Here is an 18346-nt window from a genome sequence, read left to right on the forward strand (position 1 = left end):
AAGCAGTGCGGATAAGAAAACGATGCAGTATAGTTTGGTGAAAACAGAAGACGGTAAGTATTTCAAGAGCAATCATTGCCTGGCCGAGTTTTTCTTCACTGACACCTATCCACCTTTATTTAATATACCTTATGGAACCATCAATATTGGACAAGACACCTTGAGTATTCAAGGGATGGCTGATGTTTATTGGAAAGGATTGAACCTACCCAGCCATTGGCCTTTTCCGCTTGATCTCCGCATCGAGACCACGTTGATGCCAAATCGATGGCTGCTCCAGCGGGAATACCTGTCCAAAAAATTTGAGAACAATGGGGAATCGGCCTACCAGTTTTGGACGTTTACCGATTGGAGCACCCAAGATGGTTATAATCTCCACCGGGGCATTGATAGGTTTGTTTATATCCCGGATAAGGGAATCGTTGGCGGCTCTTACGATTTCTATTTCCTGTTTGAGGAGAATTGGGGCTTCATCGAAAAGGGGCGAGACCGCCATACCAAAACCAGGGACGAGCTATGGCAAAACGTGCTGGAAGAAAAAGTGATGCTGGCCGAAGAGTTAAAATAAAGATATCAACCTACCATCCTATAAGATTGTCAACAGCGGCTGCATATTAGGTATTCCGAAGCTGATATTAAAAAAATTCATCGCTTATAGACTGAATTGAGGAATTGATAGAGACGTTAGCATTAAATTATTTAGCCTGTATTTCAGATTTCACCTTATTTACAAACTCTAAAGAGACGGAAGCCAAATCAGCAATTTTTTCATCACTAAAATTAGTGCCTTCGATTAGATTCTTAACAAAAGAAAAATCTTTCTTCAATCCAATTTCTTTGGAAACTTCGTTTATCGCATAGTCCAATACGGCCTTGTTGTATATAACCCGCTTTGAAGCATGACTCTGCGATTAACGGATTTCGCGGCCTGGAGTTGTGTTCTGTACGCGAGCGGTATGTTCGGCATGACATTTGCCAAGTTAGCTAAAATTCATTTAGAAGCGATAATTCCAGGGGCGAGAATAACCCCCAGTTTTAATGCAACAGGAGTCACTCCAACAAACCCTATTTCCTCAACAAACTGCCAATAGTGTGCGATGACTGAGCTAAAAAAGATAGTCAATGATTACTTCGACCGCGATTATATATATGAAATGGATTCCGCAAAGCGGAGTCTAATCCTTCAGCAAATAGCAGATTTCCAAACAAGTTATCCCAATTTCTCAGCCACATTTAAGGAGTGTTTCAGTCTACATTTTCTAGACTGGGAATTAATTGACTGGTCGCAGTTCTATCTTGGAGAACGATGTTTACGTTTTTTAGTAACGAAAGGGCAGAGTGATGAGCGGTATGTTTTCCTGATAAGCATCTTTGGGTTTTTTGCCGTATATCGCATGTCATTGACCAAAATTGGTGACCGGTATGTGTATGGTGACCTTATCTTTATAAATAACGGCGAAAATGAATTTTGCGATAACGTATACGAAACCTGCATGCCGCAAAAGTTTCCCTGGTTGGACAGCCAGACGCTGAATACGGTAATTGAAGAGCTCAGCGCAAGAAATCCATACCATAGCATACTGATCACCTATGCGAAGCTGCTATTTACGTTTCACTATAATATCTGAAAAAGATTAGCTCTATGGTGGTTCCACTGCTTAATGATAAACTGCCGAAAACTATGTGATGACTAATTGAATGATAATGAATATCATACTAAAATGGCTGCTTATTGGCCGGTGCTGTGGAATTGGGCCCGGTGCCGTGTGGCAAGAGAAAAAATACATCATGCTGGACATGTTGGACGGAGAGAACTCTTGTCAAAGCTGTTTCGGATTTGGTCAAAAACATGAAGCGACTACAGAGGATAGAAAACCCATGTCCTCAGCCTGCGGAGGTTTCTTCCGCCGTCAAAAGCATGCCAAAACAAAAAACCGCCGCCGATTCACATCAGCGGCGGTCGAACCACAAATTTATATGCCCAAACACACTAAGGCATATTTATACGGCTTTTTTCCTCACTCTGTGTATCATTACGGCGGGCGCCGTTTTTCATGTTACCAAAGTTGTAGGTGAAGGTAAGCCGCGCAACCCTTGTTTCGTTCTTCTGACTGATAATCGTATTCAAATTGGCGTACTGCGTACGTACATCCTGCAAACGCGTATCAAAGACATCGCTCACCGAGAGCTTCAAATTTGCTTTTTTGTTATAGAGGGATTTGTTCAGCCCCGCATCGATGGACCATTGCGATCCAATGCGGTAGATGCTGTAAACCAGTGACGACTGGTAATTGACGGAAGCCTCCGCCGTGAGGGTAGGCAGGATGGTGAAGGTATGGTTGCTTCTCAATTGCCAAGCGAATTGCCCTTGGCTGAGGTGCTGGCCACCCAACGGCCCGTCGAAGCCCATATAGAAGGCATTCAAATTGGTATTGGTATTCCAAAATTTGGCCACTTTCACGGGTACGTTCAGATTGCCATACCATATTTCCTGCTTGGCCAGGTTTGCCCGTGTCACCCACGTCCGTTTGGTCGCATTATCTTGCCCCATCGACTCGGCAATCACGTCATTGGTGCGGCTATATCCCGCACTCAAATGGTATTGCTGCATGAGCGTATAGGAAAAATCGAATGCATGCGTATATTCAGGCCTCAAGTAGGGATTGCCTTGCTCGGAGGTATACTGGTCAAGGAAATATTCAAACGGATTAAGGTTCCCGTAATTCGGCCGATTAATCCGTTTGCTGTACGACAAGCCCGTCTGGTGATTGTCTGAGATGTTGTAGTTGAGGAATACGCTCGGGAAAAAATTGAGGTAATCCCGTTTGATCCGGTTGGCCATCGTTATCGAATTGCCATCGGATATGGTATATTCGCTTCGCAATCCCGCTTGGATGCCCAATTTACCTACTTTGGTGCTGTAGTTTACATAGGCCGCGGCGACCTGTTCTTCATACAGGAAATGGTTGGTGCGCCCCGCGTCATTTTGCCAAGCACCTTCCACCTGGTTTTCAAACCGCATATCGTTGTCTGACGATACGTTGCTGTACTTTAGACCGGTTTCTATTTTATTTTTATTATCCTTCCCGAAAGGATGGGTGTAGTCTACCTTGGCCACACGGATATCGATTAGGGTGGGCATATTGCTGCGCGATAGCAGGGGCTGCCCCTTTATATCGCCCGATGGAAGGTAAAACGTATTGTTGTAATCCGCATTATTCCGGTTTGAAAAACGCGATATATCCACGTCGGCCACCAATTTCCTTCCGTTGCTGTCGATGGTAAACTGGTTGTTTGCATTGACGGCAAAACTGGTATAGCTTCCATCAAACACGGAGGATGTAAATAGCGTAGAGTCTGGCGACAGGATAGTACGGCCTATCAGCGTATTGCTGGCGTTGTTATTGTCGTTGCCGCTTGCATAGCCGCTCAATAAAAGCCCCACCACGTTGCGGTCGGACGTATTGTAGTCTGCCCCGGCACGGTACGAGTGGTTCCTGTTCCTACGGTTAAAGTCTGTATATTGCTGGAAATCGGTATTGCTCTCTTGTTGTACAATCGAGCGGAAAATATCGATCTCATTGCCACCCCGGTTGTTCATGTAACTATACGTACCGAACAGATTGAGGCGGTCTACCTTGTGGTTAATGTTCAGCGAAGTATTTGCCTTGTGGCCGAATCCGTAGCCCGTGCCAGCGGTGAATGTGCCGTTTGTACCGGCCATCCGGTTTTTTTTGAGCACGATGTTGATCATCCCCGCCGTACCGGAGGCATCATATTTGGAAGACGGATTGGTGATCAACTCAATGGATTTGATGGTATTGCCATCGGTGTTGCGCAGGAAGTTGGCCAGCTGCTCGGCAGACAGGTAGGTCTGCTTGCCGTCGATCATCACGGTGACGCCCTGCTTCCCCATCAAACTGATGTTATCATCCTTGTCTACCGTCACACCCGGGGAACGCTCCAGGATATCCATAGCCGTGTTGCCTGCCGCCAAGGTGGAGTTTTCCACGTTGACCACCATCATGTCGGGCCTCCGTTCCACCAATGGACGCTGCGGAGCCGTCACCGCCACCTCGGCCAATACCGTATTGGCATTTTTCAGTACCAATGGGGCAAGATTTTTTGTAGCCGTTGCCGATGTTATCTCCACAATTTCGCTCGTCGCATCGTCATATCCCACCAAGACAGCCGTAATGAAATATTTTCCGTGTTGCACGCCGGCAAACGTAAAGCTTCCCTGGCTATCCGGGAAGACTGTTTTTACCAATGCCGAATCTTTTGCGTTTAATAGATTAATCGTGGCCAAGTCCAGCGGCGCATGTTGCTCATCGACGACCTTGCCGGTAATAGAGACCTGCTGCGCGTGTGCCGCCACGGCCCATAATGTGGTAATGATAAGTGTTATAAAAATATGTCGAAAATTCTTCATTCTTGTTTTATTGCCGACAAAATCCCCCCTTATTAAAAAGCCCGCAGCTTTTTAATCAACTGAAAATCTGATCGTTTATGTGAGTTTGTTTGTTAGTGTTGTTTGGTTCTTTTTTGTAATTTCCTATGCGCTGATCATATCATCTGTCTTTTTTTGTTCATATGACGCAACAAGGGGACAAAAAGTTGCATAACGTGTTAATTAATTTTTTAAAATCATTGTTATATTTGATTTTCTGACACAAAAAAGCTCATTCTGTCCGTTGTCACCAAACAATGTTGACGAATTGCACCTTTGCTGTGACGAATGTGTATCCGATCATGGATTTGTCGCCGCCGTATCTACAATTACGCTATCTGCACGTACGGTATCTACAGCCCCCGGACTTTCTTCCACAGCCGGTGCCGGTGGTGCGATGCCGCATTTCAAACCAGACTCGGTCATTATCCATTCCGTTTTATCGGGTATATTTCCATCCGTGTATCCGTAATTCGCTTCACACTGGTTGAGCGGCAAGTCCGAGATTTGGCGGCGCAGTTCCCTATCGATAATGAGTTTGGTACCCACGGGTATATTCAATTTGAGGTAAAGCTGCTGGTCGCGCATCAATTCCTGAGCAGCGATATTAAAATGGCTGTCGAATATCAAGCTATCTCCCTGTTGCTGGAAGTGGTAGTCGATTTTACCGGCGCGTTCGGCAGCCAGCTCGTAGGTTGCACCCCGCGCCATATATTCATACGTGACCGATGGGCTTTGGAGCGAATCCACCTTCACAATACGCATACGCATGCGGCTTTGCCATTCCAAGATGTTGCGGTTGCGGATGGTTGCGCGGTGCCGGATGCGCGAGGCTCTATCCAACGAATCGTTTTGGAGCCGGATGACGGTGAGGTCGTTTCTGGATAAGTAATAAACCGGCTGCTTTTCCAGCGGCTGTTCTTCCACTACCGTGCTCTCCTCCCGGAAGTCATTGATGGTGCGCGTAGCATATACGGTAGTAAATCCCGCCGCTACCAACCAGGCCGCCAACAAGATAAATCCGGTATACTGGCCCATTGCAGGTCTGTTAAACAAGATGCGGATGATCAATGCTACCAGTGCGACGAATGGAATCACTGCCACTACCAAGGCGCTAATCAATACGGGATTCCGAGAGTCCGGCTCAATGACATTCAGCGGAAACATGGCCATATCGGCGTCCGCCCCGAAAAACCCGAAGGAAGCCACAATACTGATGACCAGTACCACTAAACCACCGCATAGGCCGACGATGAATAACACGCCGATTACCTTAGCCAATACGACAAATGCCTTTACAAAAAAATTGCCGGCCGAGTCCAAGCCTCTTCTAAGCCCTTCCTCGGCCCCGGTAAAATTTGTCCGGAGGCCCTCCATTTCCTCTTGGAAGCTGCGTTTGAAATTCTGCAAATTAGGCGCTTCTCCCCGCATCGCCATCCGGTCTGCACGTGTGCGGGCAATGGGCATCACTATCCACAGGATAATATAGAGCAGGAGACCGGTACCTCCGAAGACGAACAGCAGCACCAAGATAAGCCGTATCCAACGGGACTCGATACCGAAGTAATGCCCCAAGCCGCTACACACCCCGCCAAACACTTTGTCGTCCGGATCACGCATTAATTTCCGCTGTCCACTCGTTGGCGGGATATCGTACGATGCTTCGTCATATGCCTCTTGTGGCTCGCCAGTCTCAAAATCGCTCACACGCCCCATCTGAGCGATGACGTCATTCACATCCTCCATGGTGATGACTTCCTTTTTACCCTGGACAATCCGCTCATTGAACATTTCGGCAATCCGGTTTTCGATGTCGCCCACGATTTCATGGCTGTCTATCGTATGTCCAAAGTGTTTCTTCACATCTATCATATACGAGCGGAGCACTTCGTAAGCATCCTCCTCGATGTGAAATACGATGCCGTTTATATTGATGATGATAGTTCTGTTCATTTTCTTGTGGTTTTTATTATCTGATATCTAATGTCTGTTGTCTCTAGTCTCTTGTCTAACATCTACTGCCCAGTGTCTGACGTCTTCCGGCCTTCCATAGACGTCTGTACGGCGAAGACCAGCTCTTCCCAAGTCGTATCCAATTTGCCGAGTACCTCCAGCCCTGCCGGAGTAATCTGGTAATACTTACGGGGCGGGCCGGACGTTGATTCTTTCCATGCGTAACTCAATAAACCATTATTTTTAAGCCGTGTAAGCAACGGATATAAGGTGCCCTCCACCACCAGCAGGCGGGCTTTTTTAAGCTCGCCGATGATGTCTGAGGCATATATCTCGCCCCGCGAGATAATCGAGAGGATACAGTATTCAAGTATCCCTTTCCTCATTTGGGTCTGCGTGTTATCTACTATCATAATACAAAGATATATGTTTTAGTTTGTACTATGCAATACATAGTAGTATATAAAATCATAAACACTTGTTAATCAGTGATAAAAAATTAACAACCCGATAAAAAACATAAGAAAAGCTGCCCCACTGGTGTGGAGCAGCTCCATACCAGTGGGGCAGCCTATACTTATTCTTTGTTCCTTACTCCTTTGTCAATATCCCGGATTCTGCTCCAGGTTGGGATTGACCGCTATCTGCTGGCTGGGAAGTGGGTATACTAAATGATGAGGTTCCGAAAGGGTCGTCCTCACCTGCCCCGGCTCCAGGAACTTGCCAAAGCGTATCAAATCTTGTCTTCTCCAACCCTCCCAGTAAAGCTCACGACCACGCTCATCGATTAAATCATCTAACGTGAGCGTCGCGAAAGGGGCTACACCGCGATTGGTCCGTATGGTATTGACCAAAGCAAGCGCCTCAGCAGGAGTACCTGTGCCACCACGCAATATCGCTTCGGCTTTCATCAGTAAGACGTCCGCATACCGAAAGACTACCCAGTCGTTATTGCGTTGTCCAGAAGGCACACTATAGTCGAACGCGTATTTCATGACACGGATGCCTGCGGTCTCCAACGTATTGCCTGACGTGCGGATGGTAATCTCGCGCGTGTAAGACAGCGGCTGGCTGGATGGGTTTCGTGCGTTCAATGGCTGGCCGGTAGTCATGTTGTATTGTTGCCCAATGAAGAAGCCTACGTTTTTCCGCTGATCGGGATTACGCATCGTATCCGCCGGATATTCGTAATAAATGCCCAGGCGTTCGTCGCCTTCCTCATACAGATCATAGTAATCCGAAAGGGTACACCAGCCGTTCCACCCGCCCGGCACCACGTTGTAATGGGAAACGGTATTCCACGTGCGGTCTACGTTGCCGCCCCGCACCCCATTCTCGTTGTATAGCGTAAAGATGTTTTCGGAGGATACGGCATCGTTGTTTGGCGCAAAATTATCGAAGTACCGGCCCGGGGCCGAGATGGTGTATCGATTGCTGGCTTCAACCTGGTTGGCCAGCTCAATCACAAGGTTCATATCGGCTGCCTCAAAGGTAGGGCTCTGCCGGTTAAGGAACGCGCCCTTGTTCAGGTGCAGCTTCATCAACAAGGTCCTTGCTGCATTTTGGTTAGCGACATAGGCCGCGCCGGTGCTCGGCAAATCGCTTATAATTGCATTTAATTCACTGGCAATAAAATCGATAGCCTCCTGCGTTTGGAGGGTGATGGGATCTGCACGGAAATCTTCCAAATCTTCCCGATAGGGCACCACACCCCAAAAATTCAACACATCATACATGGCAAGTGCCCGGATAAACCGTGCCTCTGCTGCTTGCTGTGCCGATGGATTGTTGCGCAGTACATTGGACGCTTGGAAAACGGCTGTCAACAGGCGAACAAACGTGTTGTTCATATACGAATTATCGGCATTCCACGTATGGAGGTGGATAGCGCGGTGTATCCCGTTGTCATCCCAGTCGCCCCCACGGGTAGGAGCGATGGCAGCATCCGTTGAGATCTCTTCCAATACCCAGCGTTGTTCCTGCTGATAGGGTTCATTCAGCGCCGTGTAGGCACCAATCAACAAATCTGCCGTATTCACGGTTGACACGCCTTGCTCCAGCTCGCTCCGGAGCTGCTCGTCCAAGTTGGTACAAGAAATTGCCAATCCCGCAATAACCAAGAAAATGGTACGATATATTTTAATTGTGTTCATGATTCCAAGTTTTTGCTACAATGAGAAATTAACACCTAAAAGAAACGTCCTGGCAGGTGGATAGGGGATATATTCAATCCCCAAGGAAGGCACCCCATTAGATGTTCCGTCTGTATTCACTTCCGGGTCAAAGCCGTTGTAACCCGTAAGGACAAATAAATTCTGGCCGGTAAGGGACACATTCAGGTTTCTAATGGTGCTTCCGATGTTGCCCACATTATAACTCAGTGTAAGGTTTGACATTTTAAGGAAATCCCCCTTTTCAAGATACCGATTGGATGGCGATGCTGAATTGGACGTAGACTCGCCCGCCTGCGGGTCAAAGAATATATGACCGATATTCCGGTTCGATAGGTTATTTACGCCCAGTACCGTGGCCATGGTATTGTTGAACAGGTAGTGGCCAAACGCACCGTGCATGTTGATGGTGGCCGACAACCGTTTGTAGCTGACAGCGGTGGTGATGCCCAACAGGTATTTGGGGTTGGGGCTACCGAGGTAAAATTTGTTTAGTGCGGGGTCAACATCCGTGCCCACTTCCCCATCGAGCCCTCGGTACATGCTGGTTCCCGTTGTCGGATCAATACCCTCGAACTGGGCCAAATACCATACGTTGAGGGGTTGCCCGCTCACCATCCGCTGCCCCAGTACACCCGAAAACCCTTGCCCGCGGAGTTGGGCAGTTTCATAATAGCCCAGGAGACCACTTACCTCATTCTTGAGGTAAGTAGCGTTCACCCCGAGGTTCCAGTTCCAGTCCTCGCGCCGTACGATATCGCCTGCCAGTGCCAGCTCCACCCCTTCATTGATGATTTCGCCATCCAGATTCACCCATATCCGGCCGCTGGGCGCAGGCTGGGCAAGAGTCTGTTCAAACAGGGCATCCGTAGTTGTTTTTCGGAAATAATCAATCGAGCCGGAGAGCCTATTTTGGAATAGCCCGAAATCGATACCCGCATTGATGGTAGACGAGCTTTCCCACCGGAGGTCAGGATTGCCGAAATTGGCTTGCACGATACTCTGCGGATCGAATATATAGCGGTCTTTTGAAGCACCCGAGGGGAACTCCTGGTTACCAGTCTGCCCCCACCCCAGCCGCAGCTTGAGGTTGTTGAGGTGCTGGCTGCCTTCCAGAAACGACTCGTTGGAGATATTCCATGCAACGGCAAGCGATGGGAAGTTGGCGTATTTGTTGTTTTCACCAAATTTGGTGGATCCATCCCTACGAATGGTCCCGGTAATCAGGTATCGATCCTGATAGTTGAAGGCTACCCGGGCAAAGTACGATTGGAGTTCATTAGTGGGGCTTCTAAAGGATCTAACGTCCCTATTGTTGGCAATGGAATACCGCAAATAGTCAAAATAATCAATATCTCCCAAATCAGAAAAACCACTTGCGCTTACTGAATTCCATCGGGTATCATAGCTCAGGTACTCATATCCCACAACAGCATTCAGGTTTAAGTCAGCCGCTATATCTTTATTAAACGACAGCGTATGTGTCAATTGGTGATTGGTTTCGGCATCGTTGCGGATGAATGCGCCACCGTTGTTGACGTCGTTCGGATTGATCATCCCTGCGATAAAACGCCCCGTTCGCCGTCCCGCTTGGTGGGTGAGGCTGTACATCAGTTTGTATTCCAATTCATCGGTAATCTTGAAGGATGGAGCAAAGCTGGCTAAAATCGTGTTGACTTTCGGATTGTCCTTATAAGCGGCCAACGAGGTCAGTGGATTGATCAGGTCGGACGATTGAAAAGCCAGCTCACCATCGCTTCCTCGCAACGGGAGTGTAGGGTTCCATTGCAACGCCTGGGAAATTACATTACCCGTAAAACCTACGCCCACATCGATAGGCGGGGCGTTTTCGTCAGTCTGCGCCGCCAGGATATTAATATCAAGTCCCAAGCGTTTGCTCTCCAGAAACCTGAAATTACTGCTCACATTGGCGGTGTACTTTTTGAACCGCGACGTCTCAATGATACCATTCTGGTCCAAATAACCGGCCGAAATGCGGTACCGGCCGTCTTCATTGCCGCCGGAGATATCCACCGAGTAGTTTTGTGTAATCGCCGATCGGGTGATGGCATCAAACGCATATTCGCTACCCCCGAAATCCGAGGAAACGTCGTCCGGTGTGTAAAACTGTAATGCCTGCCTGAACTCATCCGCGCTCAACACTTCAGGTTTTTTCAACAGATTGGAAAATCCAGTCGACGCCATCACGTTTAGCGTTGGTGTACCAGCCTGCCCGCGTTTGGTGGTGATGAGTACCACACCGTTGGCGCCCCGGGAGCCGTAGATCGCTGTGGCCGATGCGTCTTTCAAGATGTCCATGCTGGCGATGTCATTGGGGTTGAGGTAGCTGAGCGGGTTGCCGCCATCCGACCCATAACCTCCAACACCATCCGGACGTCCGGAGCGTGCAGAAGTGCCAGACAAGGGGATGCCATCCACCACAAACAACGGATTATTTCCAGCACGGATGGATGAATTTCCCCGGATCCGAACGGTAGTGGATCCGCCAGGTTGCCCTGTATTGTTGATGACCATGACCCCTGCTGTACGCCCCTGTATCAATTGGTCCGGGGCAACGATTACACCTTTATTAAAATCCTTGGCCTGCACGGACGCCACCGATCCGGTAAGATCCCGCTTACGCGCTGTACCATAGCCGATGACCACCACTTCGTCCAGGCTTTCGCCACTGGATACCAAGCTGAAATCCACCAGTTGCTCCGCACTTGAGAGCGTCACGCTGCGCTCGGCAGTCTGGTATCCGATAAATGACGCGGATAAGGTGTATGTCCCCTGCGGGACATTCGTAAAGGAGTAGAGCCCTTCGGCGTTGGTGGCCGCCTGCCTGTCCAGCTCCTTGATCATAACCGATGCGCCCGCCAAGGGGTTGCTGTTTTCATCAACGACTTTTCCTTGGATACCCCCTGTTTGGGCATGCCCGAGGGTAGGGCATGACAACGTCAGACACAGCAGGGCCATGCCGACGCCTAATTGTCGAATTGTTAATGGAAATGTGTTCATAATTTATTGTGTGTTTGATAATTAATTGGCAAGCCATCATGTGTGGTTCGTTATAAGTTATAATTGGAAAAGGCCACTTAAACGCATAGCGCGCTATATAGCTGACACAAGAACAACTACTGGAAGATATTGTTTTCTGGGGGGAGGTATTTTTTTTCGGCGACCGCTTAGTCCCGGTTTTTTAATAGGTATTTCCGGTAGCGGTGCACGACAAATAGGATAAGTCCGATGGATACGGCACAGGTGATCAGCGGGTGTCCTTGGGGCAACACCAGCAAGGCAATGATGCAGAAGACCACGACAAAAACATAAAGGTAGCTAAAATACGGGTGGGTGATGATTCGCTGTAATTTGTTCATGTCCTATTGCAATACATTATTATTCCAGCGGTGCAATCCGAATACCCACATCAGCAACTTCACGAAGGGGATTTTCGCGCATATTTTGCTCAATGATAAACACATAGCTGCCCGTATCCGGAAACCGGACGGACTCCTTGATGAGCTGCTGGTGTGTGTACAGGCTTCCGCCGCCACTGCCCAGCCAACGGCCGTCGGGTTCAGCAAGGCGCAATTCGAATCGTTCGGTAGTATCACTTCCGTCCGGATGGTGCTGGTGCAGCAGTATAAAAATATTGGAATACTTATAGTCCGGCGTATGCCGGAGATTGAGGTAAACATTATAGGGCCTACCGGCGTCCATGATATGTGCAGTCAACTTAGGCTGGTCGTCATAATGCCAGGTATGATTGGCAATGGGGACGTTTTGATCCAGCACTGCCGTGTCCGTACAAGACGTAGTGAGCATTGCCACGCCAAAAAATCCGATCCATATGGTCAGCTGACTACGCATCTTCCGTTAGCTGGCTGGGCCATTTTGTTGCTGCCCCCCTGGTTTTCCTTTTCTATTGCCCCGGAAGCGTTTTTTCGGCTTGGCAGGCTTCCCTTCTTGCGTTTTATTTTCCGGCGTTTTATTTTCTGCAGTTACTTGCTTTTTCACTGGTTCTTTACGGGTTTCCGGCTTGCTCCGGCCTTCTGGCTTGTCTGGCTTTTGCTGTTCCTGCCGTTGTTGCTCGGGCCCTGGCTTCGGTTTTTTCCCCTCAGGTTTACGTTTGCCTTTGGTCTGCTTGCGCTTTTTCTTGTTCCGGTCATCCAGGCGTGTCAGGCTATCCTGGCCCACTACATTTTCATAGTCATAGTTTACCACCTTCTCGGCCACGGCCTCCATGACGACGGCGCCGATGTCTTCCGGTTTTACTCCCTCTTTATTCAAGTGGTGGATTTCTCTCACCCTATCGGTCGTGAGGGGGATCCAATTTTCCTCACCGGGGTAGCTAAACCACATCAGTTTCTTGAAAATGTCCGTCTTTTGGAGGAAAGCCACCCCCCGCTGGGTTTCTATCCGTTCAATATTATTGGGGATATCCTTTAAGGCATCCATGTAGCTATCCAGCTCGTAGTTGAGGCAGCATTTCAGCTTTCCGCATTGCCCGGCAAGTTTCAGCGTGTTGAGCGAAAGGTTCTGGTAGCGCGCAGCTGAGGTGGATACGGTCTTGAAGTCGGTGAGCCATGTAGAGCAGCATAGCTCCCTACCGCAAGAGCCAATGCCGCCAAGCCTGCTGGCCTCCTGGCGCATGCCGATTTGCCGCATCTCAATGCGGATACGGAAAGCTTCTGCCATGCGCTTAATGAGTTCGCGGAAATCTACCCGGCCGTCGGCCGTATAATAAAACGTAGCCTTGGATTTATCGCCCTGGTAATCCACGTCGCTGATTTTCATGGACAATCCCAAGTCCAGTGCCAGTTTACGTGCGCGGTGCATGGTCTCCCATTCCAGATCTTTGGCAGCCTGCCATTTTTTGATATCGATGTCGGTCACCTTACGGTACACCTTTTTGGTCACACTGGCAGGGTCTACGTTATTTTTCTTCAATTGCAGCCGCACCAATTCGCCGGTCATCGATATATGGCCGATGTCATATCCGCCGGTGCTGGGCTCCACGGCCACCATTTCGCCCATTTCGAGGTACAGGTTTTCGTGGTTGATATAAAAATCTTTCCGCGATCCTTTAAACCGCACCTCCACAACGTCGAAGGGTTTATAGTTTGTTGGCATGTCCATGTGGGCCAGCCAATCGTATACATCCAATTTATTACATCCGCTCGTCATGCAAGCGCCATTATTCTGGCAACCTGCCGGTGTGCTTCCACACCCTCCGCCGGATGAGCAGCTGCTACATCCCATAGTTATCGCTATATGTTGAGTCCGCCAATTGGCGGAACGTTTGATATTTATAAATTAAAACCAGCTGCAAAGATAAATCTAAAAATAATATTTTCGGATTCGCATTGCGTTCAATATGATAGTACGCCTCCTCAAACAGGCCGATGGCCTGCTCGATTTGCGTCAGTTGGTAATGCTTGCTGAATTTTTGCGCAAAATCCAATTCTGATCCGGGCAGGTGCACCAATTGGTGCATCCCTTCCTTCAGCAACACCACCTGCCGCATCATATTAATGGCGTAAAGTAAGAAACTTTTTTGGTTTTCACGTCCCAATTTTGATAATTCCTCTTCACAGGTTTTGATCAGCGACTGGCCAGCGTCTGTTACGCAATAGCGGAGCCAGCGAATCATCAAATCAAAATGACCGGTAGTATCTTCCCCCAATAGGTTGAGGGCTTGCTGTACGTTGCCATTACTGATGAATGCGATTTCGTCGGCTTGATGCGTGTTCAGTTGTTTACCATCCACCAAGTACGCACGAATATCCGCATCGGTAAGGCGGCTTATCTTTACCAGTTGTGTGCGCGAGATGATGGTATTCAATATTTTGTCCTGTTGCTCGGCCACCAGCAGGAAAAGCGTCTTTGCCGGGGGTTCTTCGATGAGTTTCAGCAAGGCATTGCCCTGCGTATCGAGGTATTCCGGCAGCCACATAATCAGCACTTTATATTCGGCCTCATAAGCCTTTAAACTTAGCTTCTTAATGATGTGATGCGCCTCGGCGATGTTGATGTTTGCTTGTTTATTTTCCGCATCGAGCTGGCTGCGCCAATGATCGAGACCGAGGTACGGATTATCTAAAAAGGCTTTCCGCCATTCCTCGGCATATGTCGCCGCCGTATCTTCCTTATGCTTGGCAAAGAAGGGATACGAAAAATGCAAGTCGGGGTGGATGAGTTTGTTGTATTTGCGGCATGATGCACATTCGCCACAACTATCGTCGGGTTGCTTATTTTCGCAATTGATGTATTGCGCATATGCCACCGCCAGGGCCAAGCTTCCACTACCTTCGGGACCGAGGAAAAGTTGCGCATGGCTCACCCGGTTTTCTTTTACGGTGTTGATGAGGCTTCGTTTAATTGCCGCCTGTCCAATAATCTCGTTGAATAGCATCCCGTATCTAAGCCTTTCCTCCTGTCAGTTTCCGATTTCATTCATGGTGGTCAGGACAATAGGACTACCGTCTGTGACGACGATGGTATGCTCATGCTGTGCCACGAAACCGCCTTTATCACCCACCAACGTCCAGCCATCGCCTGTGGTACGGGCAAACGTGGATCGGCTCGAGATAAACGTTTCGATGGCCACCACCGTATTTTTCCTGAACCGCTCACGGTTAAACCGATCGTAGTAGTTGGCGATTTCATGGGGTTCTTCATGCAGGTTTCTGCCCACGCCGTGGCCCGTAAGATTTTTAATAACGGTATAGCCGGATTTTTTTGCTTCCGTTTCAATCAACCGGCCGACGTCGGCAATGCGCACACCGCCCCGGATATGGGCAACGGCCTTTTGCAGAATGCGCCTGGAAGCATCGACCAATCGTTGGTGCCCATGGATATCCTGCCCAAGGACAAACGAACCGCCATTATCGGCCCAATAGCCCTCAAGCATGGCCGACACGTCGATATTCACCAAATCGCCCTCCTGCATGACGCGGCGGGGGTCAGGTATACCATGTGCAATCTCGCCGTTCAGGCTGATGCAGGTGCATCCCGGAAACCCGTAGGTCAGCGTCGGTGCCGGCGTTGCCCCATGTGCCTCCAGGAGCTGCCTCCCAAAATCGTCCAGTTGCTTGGTGGTCATGCCGGGCTGGGCATATTCGCGCATCTCCCTCAGCGTCGTGGCGACCACCTCGCTGACTTGCTGCATTCCAATCCACTCGGATTCACTCGTGATTGACATTGTTTTATCCTTCCAAATTTCACAAAGATACTAAAAAACAGGACTACGCCACATGGATTTCGCCCGTGAGGTATCGCTTCGCCTGCCCGCTGATCGCCACCCTATCGCCCAAGTAGCTGCATTGGAGGTATCCACCACGCACCGAAAGCTGCCGGGCAGTCAGTTCGTTTTTACCCAATTTGCCGGCCCAATAAGGGATGAGTGTGGTATGCGCAGAACCTGTCACGGGATCTTCATCAACTCCGGATTGCGGGCCAAAGAAGCGGGATACGAAATCTACTTCATTGCCCGGAGCTGTAATGATCACGCCCCGCGCGGCCAACTGTGCTATCCGCGCCAGATCTGGCTTGGCCGATTGGATATGGGCTTCGCTTTCGAAGATCAGCAGGTAGTCTGTTTTCCCTTTATAGGCCGCCAGGGGTGTCCCATCAAAAGATGCCGCCAGCTCAACGGTAAGCGGGACGGGCGCTATTACATCCGTCGGGAAATTCAAGGTGAGGTATTCGCCCTCACGCTTCACGATGAGCGGTCCGCTGCGGGGCGAGTGGAAGCGGATGGTGTCCGCTTCGTAACCTTCGTGGTTGAACAGCACAAAGGCCGAAGCCAGGGTCGCATGGCCGCATAGATCGACCTCCACCGTAGGCGTAAACCACCGGATATCGTATTCGTCGTCCCGCTTTACATAGAAAGCCGTCTCGGCCAGGTTGTTCTCCATGGCGATTTGCTGCATGAGCGTATCGTCCAGCCACGCGTCCAGTGGACATACCGCGGCGGGGTTTCCGGAAAATACACGATCGGTAAACGCGTCGATTTGATAGAGCTTTATGGTCATTTCTTTGCCAAGCGTTTTTTTTAAGCTAACGAAACAAATATAGGCATAATTCGCGATGCTGCGCGTCAGCCGTTTTTAAACGGATATAATCGATTATACCCGTTTATCATCCGGCTAATCGCTTCCTGTAATCCCACCTTTGCAATGTCGATGGCTAAGGAAACCCATCGTTCGTTAATCGCTTGTTTCATTTAATTAAATCAACACACCATGAACACGTTAAAAAACAGTGTGCGCCTCACGGGATTCTTAGGTAGCAACCCTGAAGTAAAGACCTTTGGCAACAACAGAAACTTTGCCCGCGTTTCCATTGCGACCAATGAGCGGTACCGCAACAGCCAGGGCGAGTGGGTCTCCGATACCCAATGGCACAACCTCGTCTTTTGGGGCAGGCAGGCTGTCTTTGCCGAGAAGAGCCTGACCAAGGGCTCGGAGATTGCCATTGAGGGGAAACTCATCAACCGCCAGTACGTAGATAAGGAGGGCACCACGCGCTATGTCACTGAAGTCAACGTAAGCGAAGTGTTGCTGCTCAGCCGCAAGCCGGAGTAATGCCACCCGCCTGCATGAATTATAGTTCTATTCTTTTTTGATTGGCAATTCATGCAGGTTTCATTAGCTTTGCCCCGAAATAAAACACTTGCATCCATGATAAAAAACACCGCCCTCACCGACGTACACGTGGCCCTGGGAGCCAAGATGGTTCCTTTTGCCGGTTTCAACATGCCTGTTCAGTATTCGGGCATCAATGACGAACATGAGACTGTCCGCAACGGGGTGGGCGTGTTTGATGTAAGCCACATGGGCGAATTTATCCTTAAAGGCGACCATGCACTGGATTTGGTGCAGCAAATCAGCTCCAATGACGCATCCAAACTCTACGATGGCAAAGTACAATACGCTTATATCCCCAATGAGACGGGCGGGGTGGTAGACGACTTCCTCGTGTACCGCATCGATGAGAAGACGTATTTCCTGGTTGTCAATGCATCCAATATCCAGAAAGACTGGGATTGGATCACTAAGTACAACACCAATGGGGTGACGATGAAAAACATCTCGGACGAAACGTCCCTATTTGCCATACAGGGTCCCAAAGCTGCCGAAGCACTGGCTGGCCTTACGGATATCGATCTGGCCACCATGGAATATTATACTTTCAAAAAAGGCGTCTTTGCTGGCATCGACAATGTGCTGGTCTCTGCCACTGGCTATACAGGGGCAGGCGGCTTCGAAGTGTATGTAGCCAACGAACATGCCAAGACAGTGTGGGATGCTATCTTTGAAGCCGGTGCGCCTTATGGCATCAAACCCATCGGATTAGGTGCGCGTGATACGCTGCGCCTGGAAATGGGCTTCTGCCTGTATGGCAATGATATTGACGATACCACTTCACCGTTGGAAGCCGGATTGGGCTGGGTAACCAAGTTTACCAAGCCCTTTGTCAACGCCGAAGGCTTAAAGGCGCAAAAGGAAGCGGGCCTGAAAAACAAGCTGGTCGGGTTTGAACTGATTGACCGTGGCATCGCCCGCCATGGCTATAGCATCGTGGATGCCGAGGGACACCCCATTGGGCACGTCACATCGGGCACCCAATCACCTACGCTCAAGAAGTCCATCGGATTGGGCTACGTCACCATTGACCATGCCAAGGAAGGCAGCGAGATTTACATCGAGATACGCAACAATCGGGTCAAAGCCGTCGTTACAAAGCCACCCTTTGTCAAATAATC

Annotated in this window: 16 protein-coding genes and 1 pseudogene; 4 read left to right on the top strand and 13 right to left on the bottom strand. The window is 49.3% G+C overall.

All coding sequences use genetic code 11. The features are described from left to right. Positions 1-568: pseudogene (locus tag BMW65_RS19815) on the top strand (hypothetical protein); the annotation flags it as partial. Between the two features lie 127 nt (positions 569-695). Here BMW65_RS19815 and BMW65_RS24290 read toward each other — a convergent pair. Then, on the bottom strand, positions 696-866 hold the full coding sequence (locus tag BMW65_RS24290) for a hypothetical protein (protein ID WP_177181230.1): 171 nt from the start codon (positions 864-866) through the stop codon (positions 696-698). Positions 867-1097: 231 nt separating this feature from the next. Between BMW65_RS24290 and BMW65_RS23955 the strand changes: the two genes are divergently transcribed. Beyond that, a complete protein-coding gene (locus tag BMW65_RS23955; protein ID WP_143053944.1) occupies positions 1098-1628 on the top strand; it encodes a hypothetical protein in 531 nt (176 codons plus the stop codon). Positions 1629-1990: 362 nt separating this feature from the next. On the opposite strand, the gene BMW65_RS19825 is transcribed toward BMW65_RS23955, so the two are convergent. The 12 genes from BMW65_RS19825 to BMW65_RS24720 all read right to left on the bottom strand — a co-directional run bounded on the left by BMW65_RS19825 (position 1991) and on the right by BMW65_RS24720 (position 16804). Next, on the bottom strand, positions 1991-4432 hold the full coding sequence (locus tag BMW65_RS19825; protein WP_090608180.1) for a TonB-dependent receptor: 2442 nt from the start codon (positions 4430-4432) through the stop codon (positions 1991-1993). 318 nt (positions 4433-4750) lie between these two features. Beyond that, complete coding sequence (locus tag BMW65_RS19830; protein WP_090608182.1) at positions 4751-6403, bottom strand: PspC domain-containing protein; 1653 nt, start codon at positions 6401-6403, stop codon at positions 4751-4753. A gap of 62 nt (positions 6404-6465) precedes the next feature. Then, a complete protein-coding gene (locus BMW65_RS19835) occupies positions 6466-6816 on the bottom strand; it encodes a PadR family transcriptional regulator (RefSeq protein ID WP_090608184.1) in 351 nt (116 codons plus the stop codon). Between the two features lie 189 nt (positions 6817-7005). After that, entirely contained in the window at positions 7006-8556 is a 1551-nt protein-coding gene (locus BMW65_RS19840; RefSeq protein ID WP_090608186.1) for a RagB/SusD family nutrient uptake outer membrane protein, read from the bottom strand. A 15-nt stretch (positions 8557-8571) separates the two neighbouring features. Then, entirely contained in the window at positions 8572-11595 is a 3024-nt protein-coding gene (locus BMW65_RS19845; protein ID WP_245747702.1) for a SusC/RagA family TonB-linked outer membrane protein, read from the bottom strand. Between the two features lie 167 nt (positions 11596-11762). Then, complete coding sequence (locus BMW65_RS19850) at positions 11763-11954, bottom strand: hypothetical protein (RefSeq protein ID WP_090608190.1); 192 nt, start codon at positions 11952-11954, stop codon at positions 11763-11765. Positions 11955-11973: 19 nt separating this feature from the next. Then, entirely contained in the window at positions 11974-12447 is a 474-nt protein-coding gene (locus BMW65_RS19855; RefSeq protein ID WP_090608191.1) for a gliding motility lipoprotein GldH, read from the bottom strand. Positions 12448-12453: 6 nt separating this feature from the next. After that, positions 12454-13764, bottom strand: a complete 1311-nt coding sequence (gene ricT, locus BMW65_RS19860; protein ID WP_245747703.1) for a PSP1 domain-containing protein — start codon at positions 13762-13764, stop codon at positions 12454-12456. Positions 13765-13828: 64 nt separating this feature from the next. Continuing rightward, the gene (locus BMW65_RS19865; protein ID WP_090608195.1) at positions 13829-14992 is read right to left on the bottom strand and encodes a DNA polymerase III subunit; all 1164 of its coding nucleotides are present in this window, start codon (positions 14990-14992) and stop codon (positions 13829-13831) included. A gap of 24 nt (positions 14993-15016) precedes the next feature. Continuing rightward, positions 15017-15781 carry a type I methionyl aminopeptidase gene (gene map / locus BMW65_RS19870; protein ID WP_090608199.1) on the bottom strand — a complete coding sequence of 255 codons (765 nt, stop codon included), beginning with the start codon at positions 15779-15781 and terminating at the stop codon, positions 15017-15019. A gap of 43 nt (positions 15782-15824) precedes the next feature. Continuing rightward, positions 15825-16613 (bottom strand): PhzF family phenazine biosynthesis protein, encoded by a 789-nt coding sequence (locus tag BMW65_RS19875; RefSeq protein WP_090608201.1) that lies wholly within the window; start codon positions 16611-16613, stop codon positions 15825-15827. 65 nt (positions 16614-16678) lie between these two features. Then, positions 16679-16804, bottom strand: coding sequence for a hypothetical protein (locus tag BMW65_RS24720; RefSeq protein ID WP_262497346.1), 126 nt, complete (start codon positions 16802-16804; stop codon positions 16679-16681). A gap of 19 nt (positions 16805-16823) precedes the next feature. Between BMW65_RS24720 and BMW65_RS19880 the strand changes: the two genes are divergently transcribed. Together BMW65_RS19880 and gcvT are read left to right on the top strand one after the other, a co-directional pair. Continuing rightward, positions 16824-17165: a single-stranded DNA-binding protein gene (locus BMW65_RS19880; protein WP_090608203.1), complete on the top strand. Its 342-nt coding sequence runs from the start codon at positions 16824-16826 to the stop codon at positions 17163-17165. A 99-nt stretch (positions 17166-17264) separates the two neighbouring features. Then, positions 17265-18344: a glycine cleavage system aminomethyltransferase GcvT gene (gene gcvT, locus BMW65_RS19885; protein ID WP_177181242.1), complete on the top strand. Its 1080-nt coding sequence runs from the start codon at positions 17265-17267 to the stop codon at positions 18342-18344. Positions 18345-18346 lie beyond the last annotated feature (2 nt).

The sequence above is a fragment of the Parapedobacter koreensis genome (assembly GCF_900109365.1).
In the GTDB taxonomy this organism is placed as follows: domain Bacteria; phylum Bacteroidota; class Bacteroidia; order Sphingobacteriales; family Sphingobacteriaceae; genus Parapedobacter; species Parapedobacter koreensis.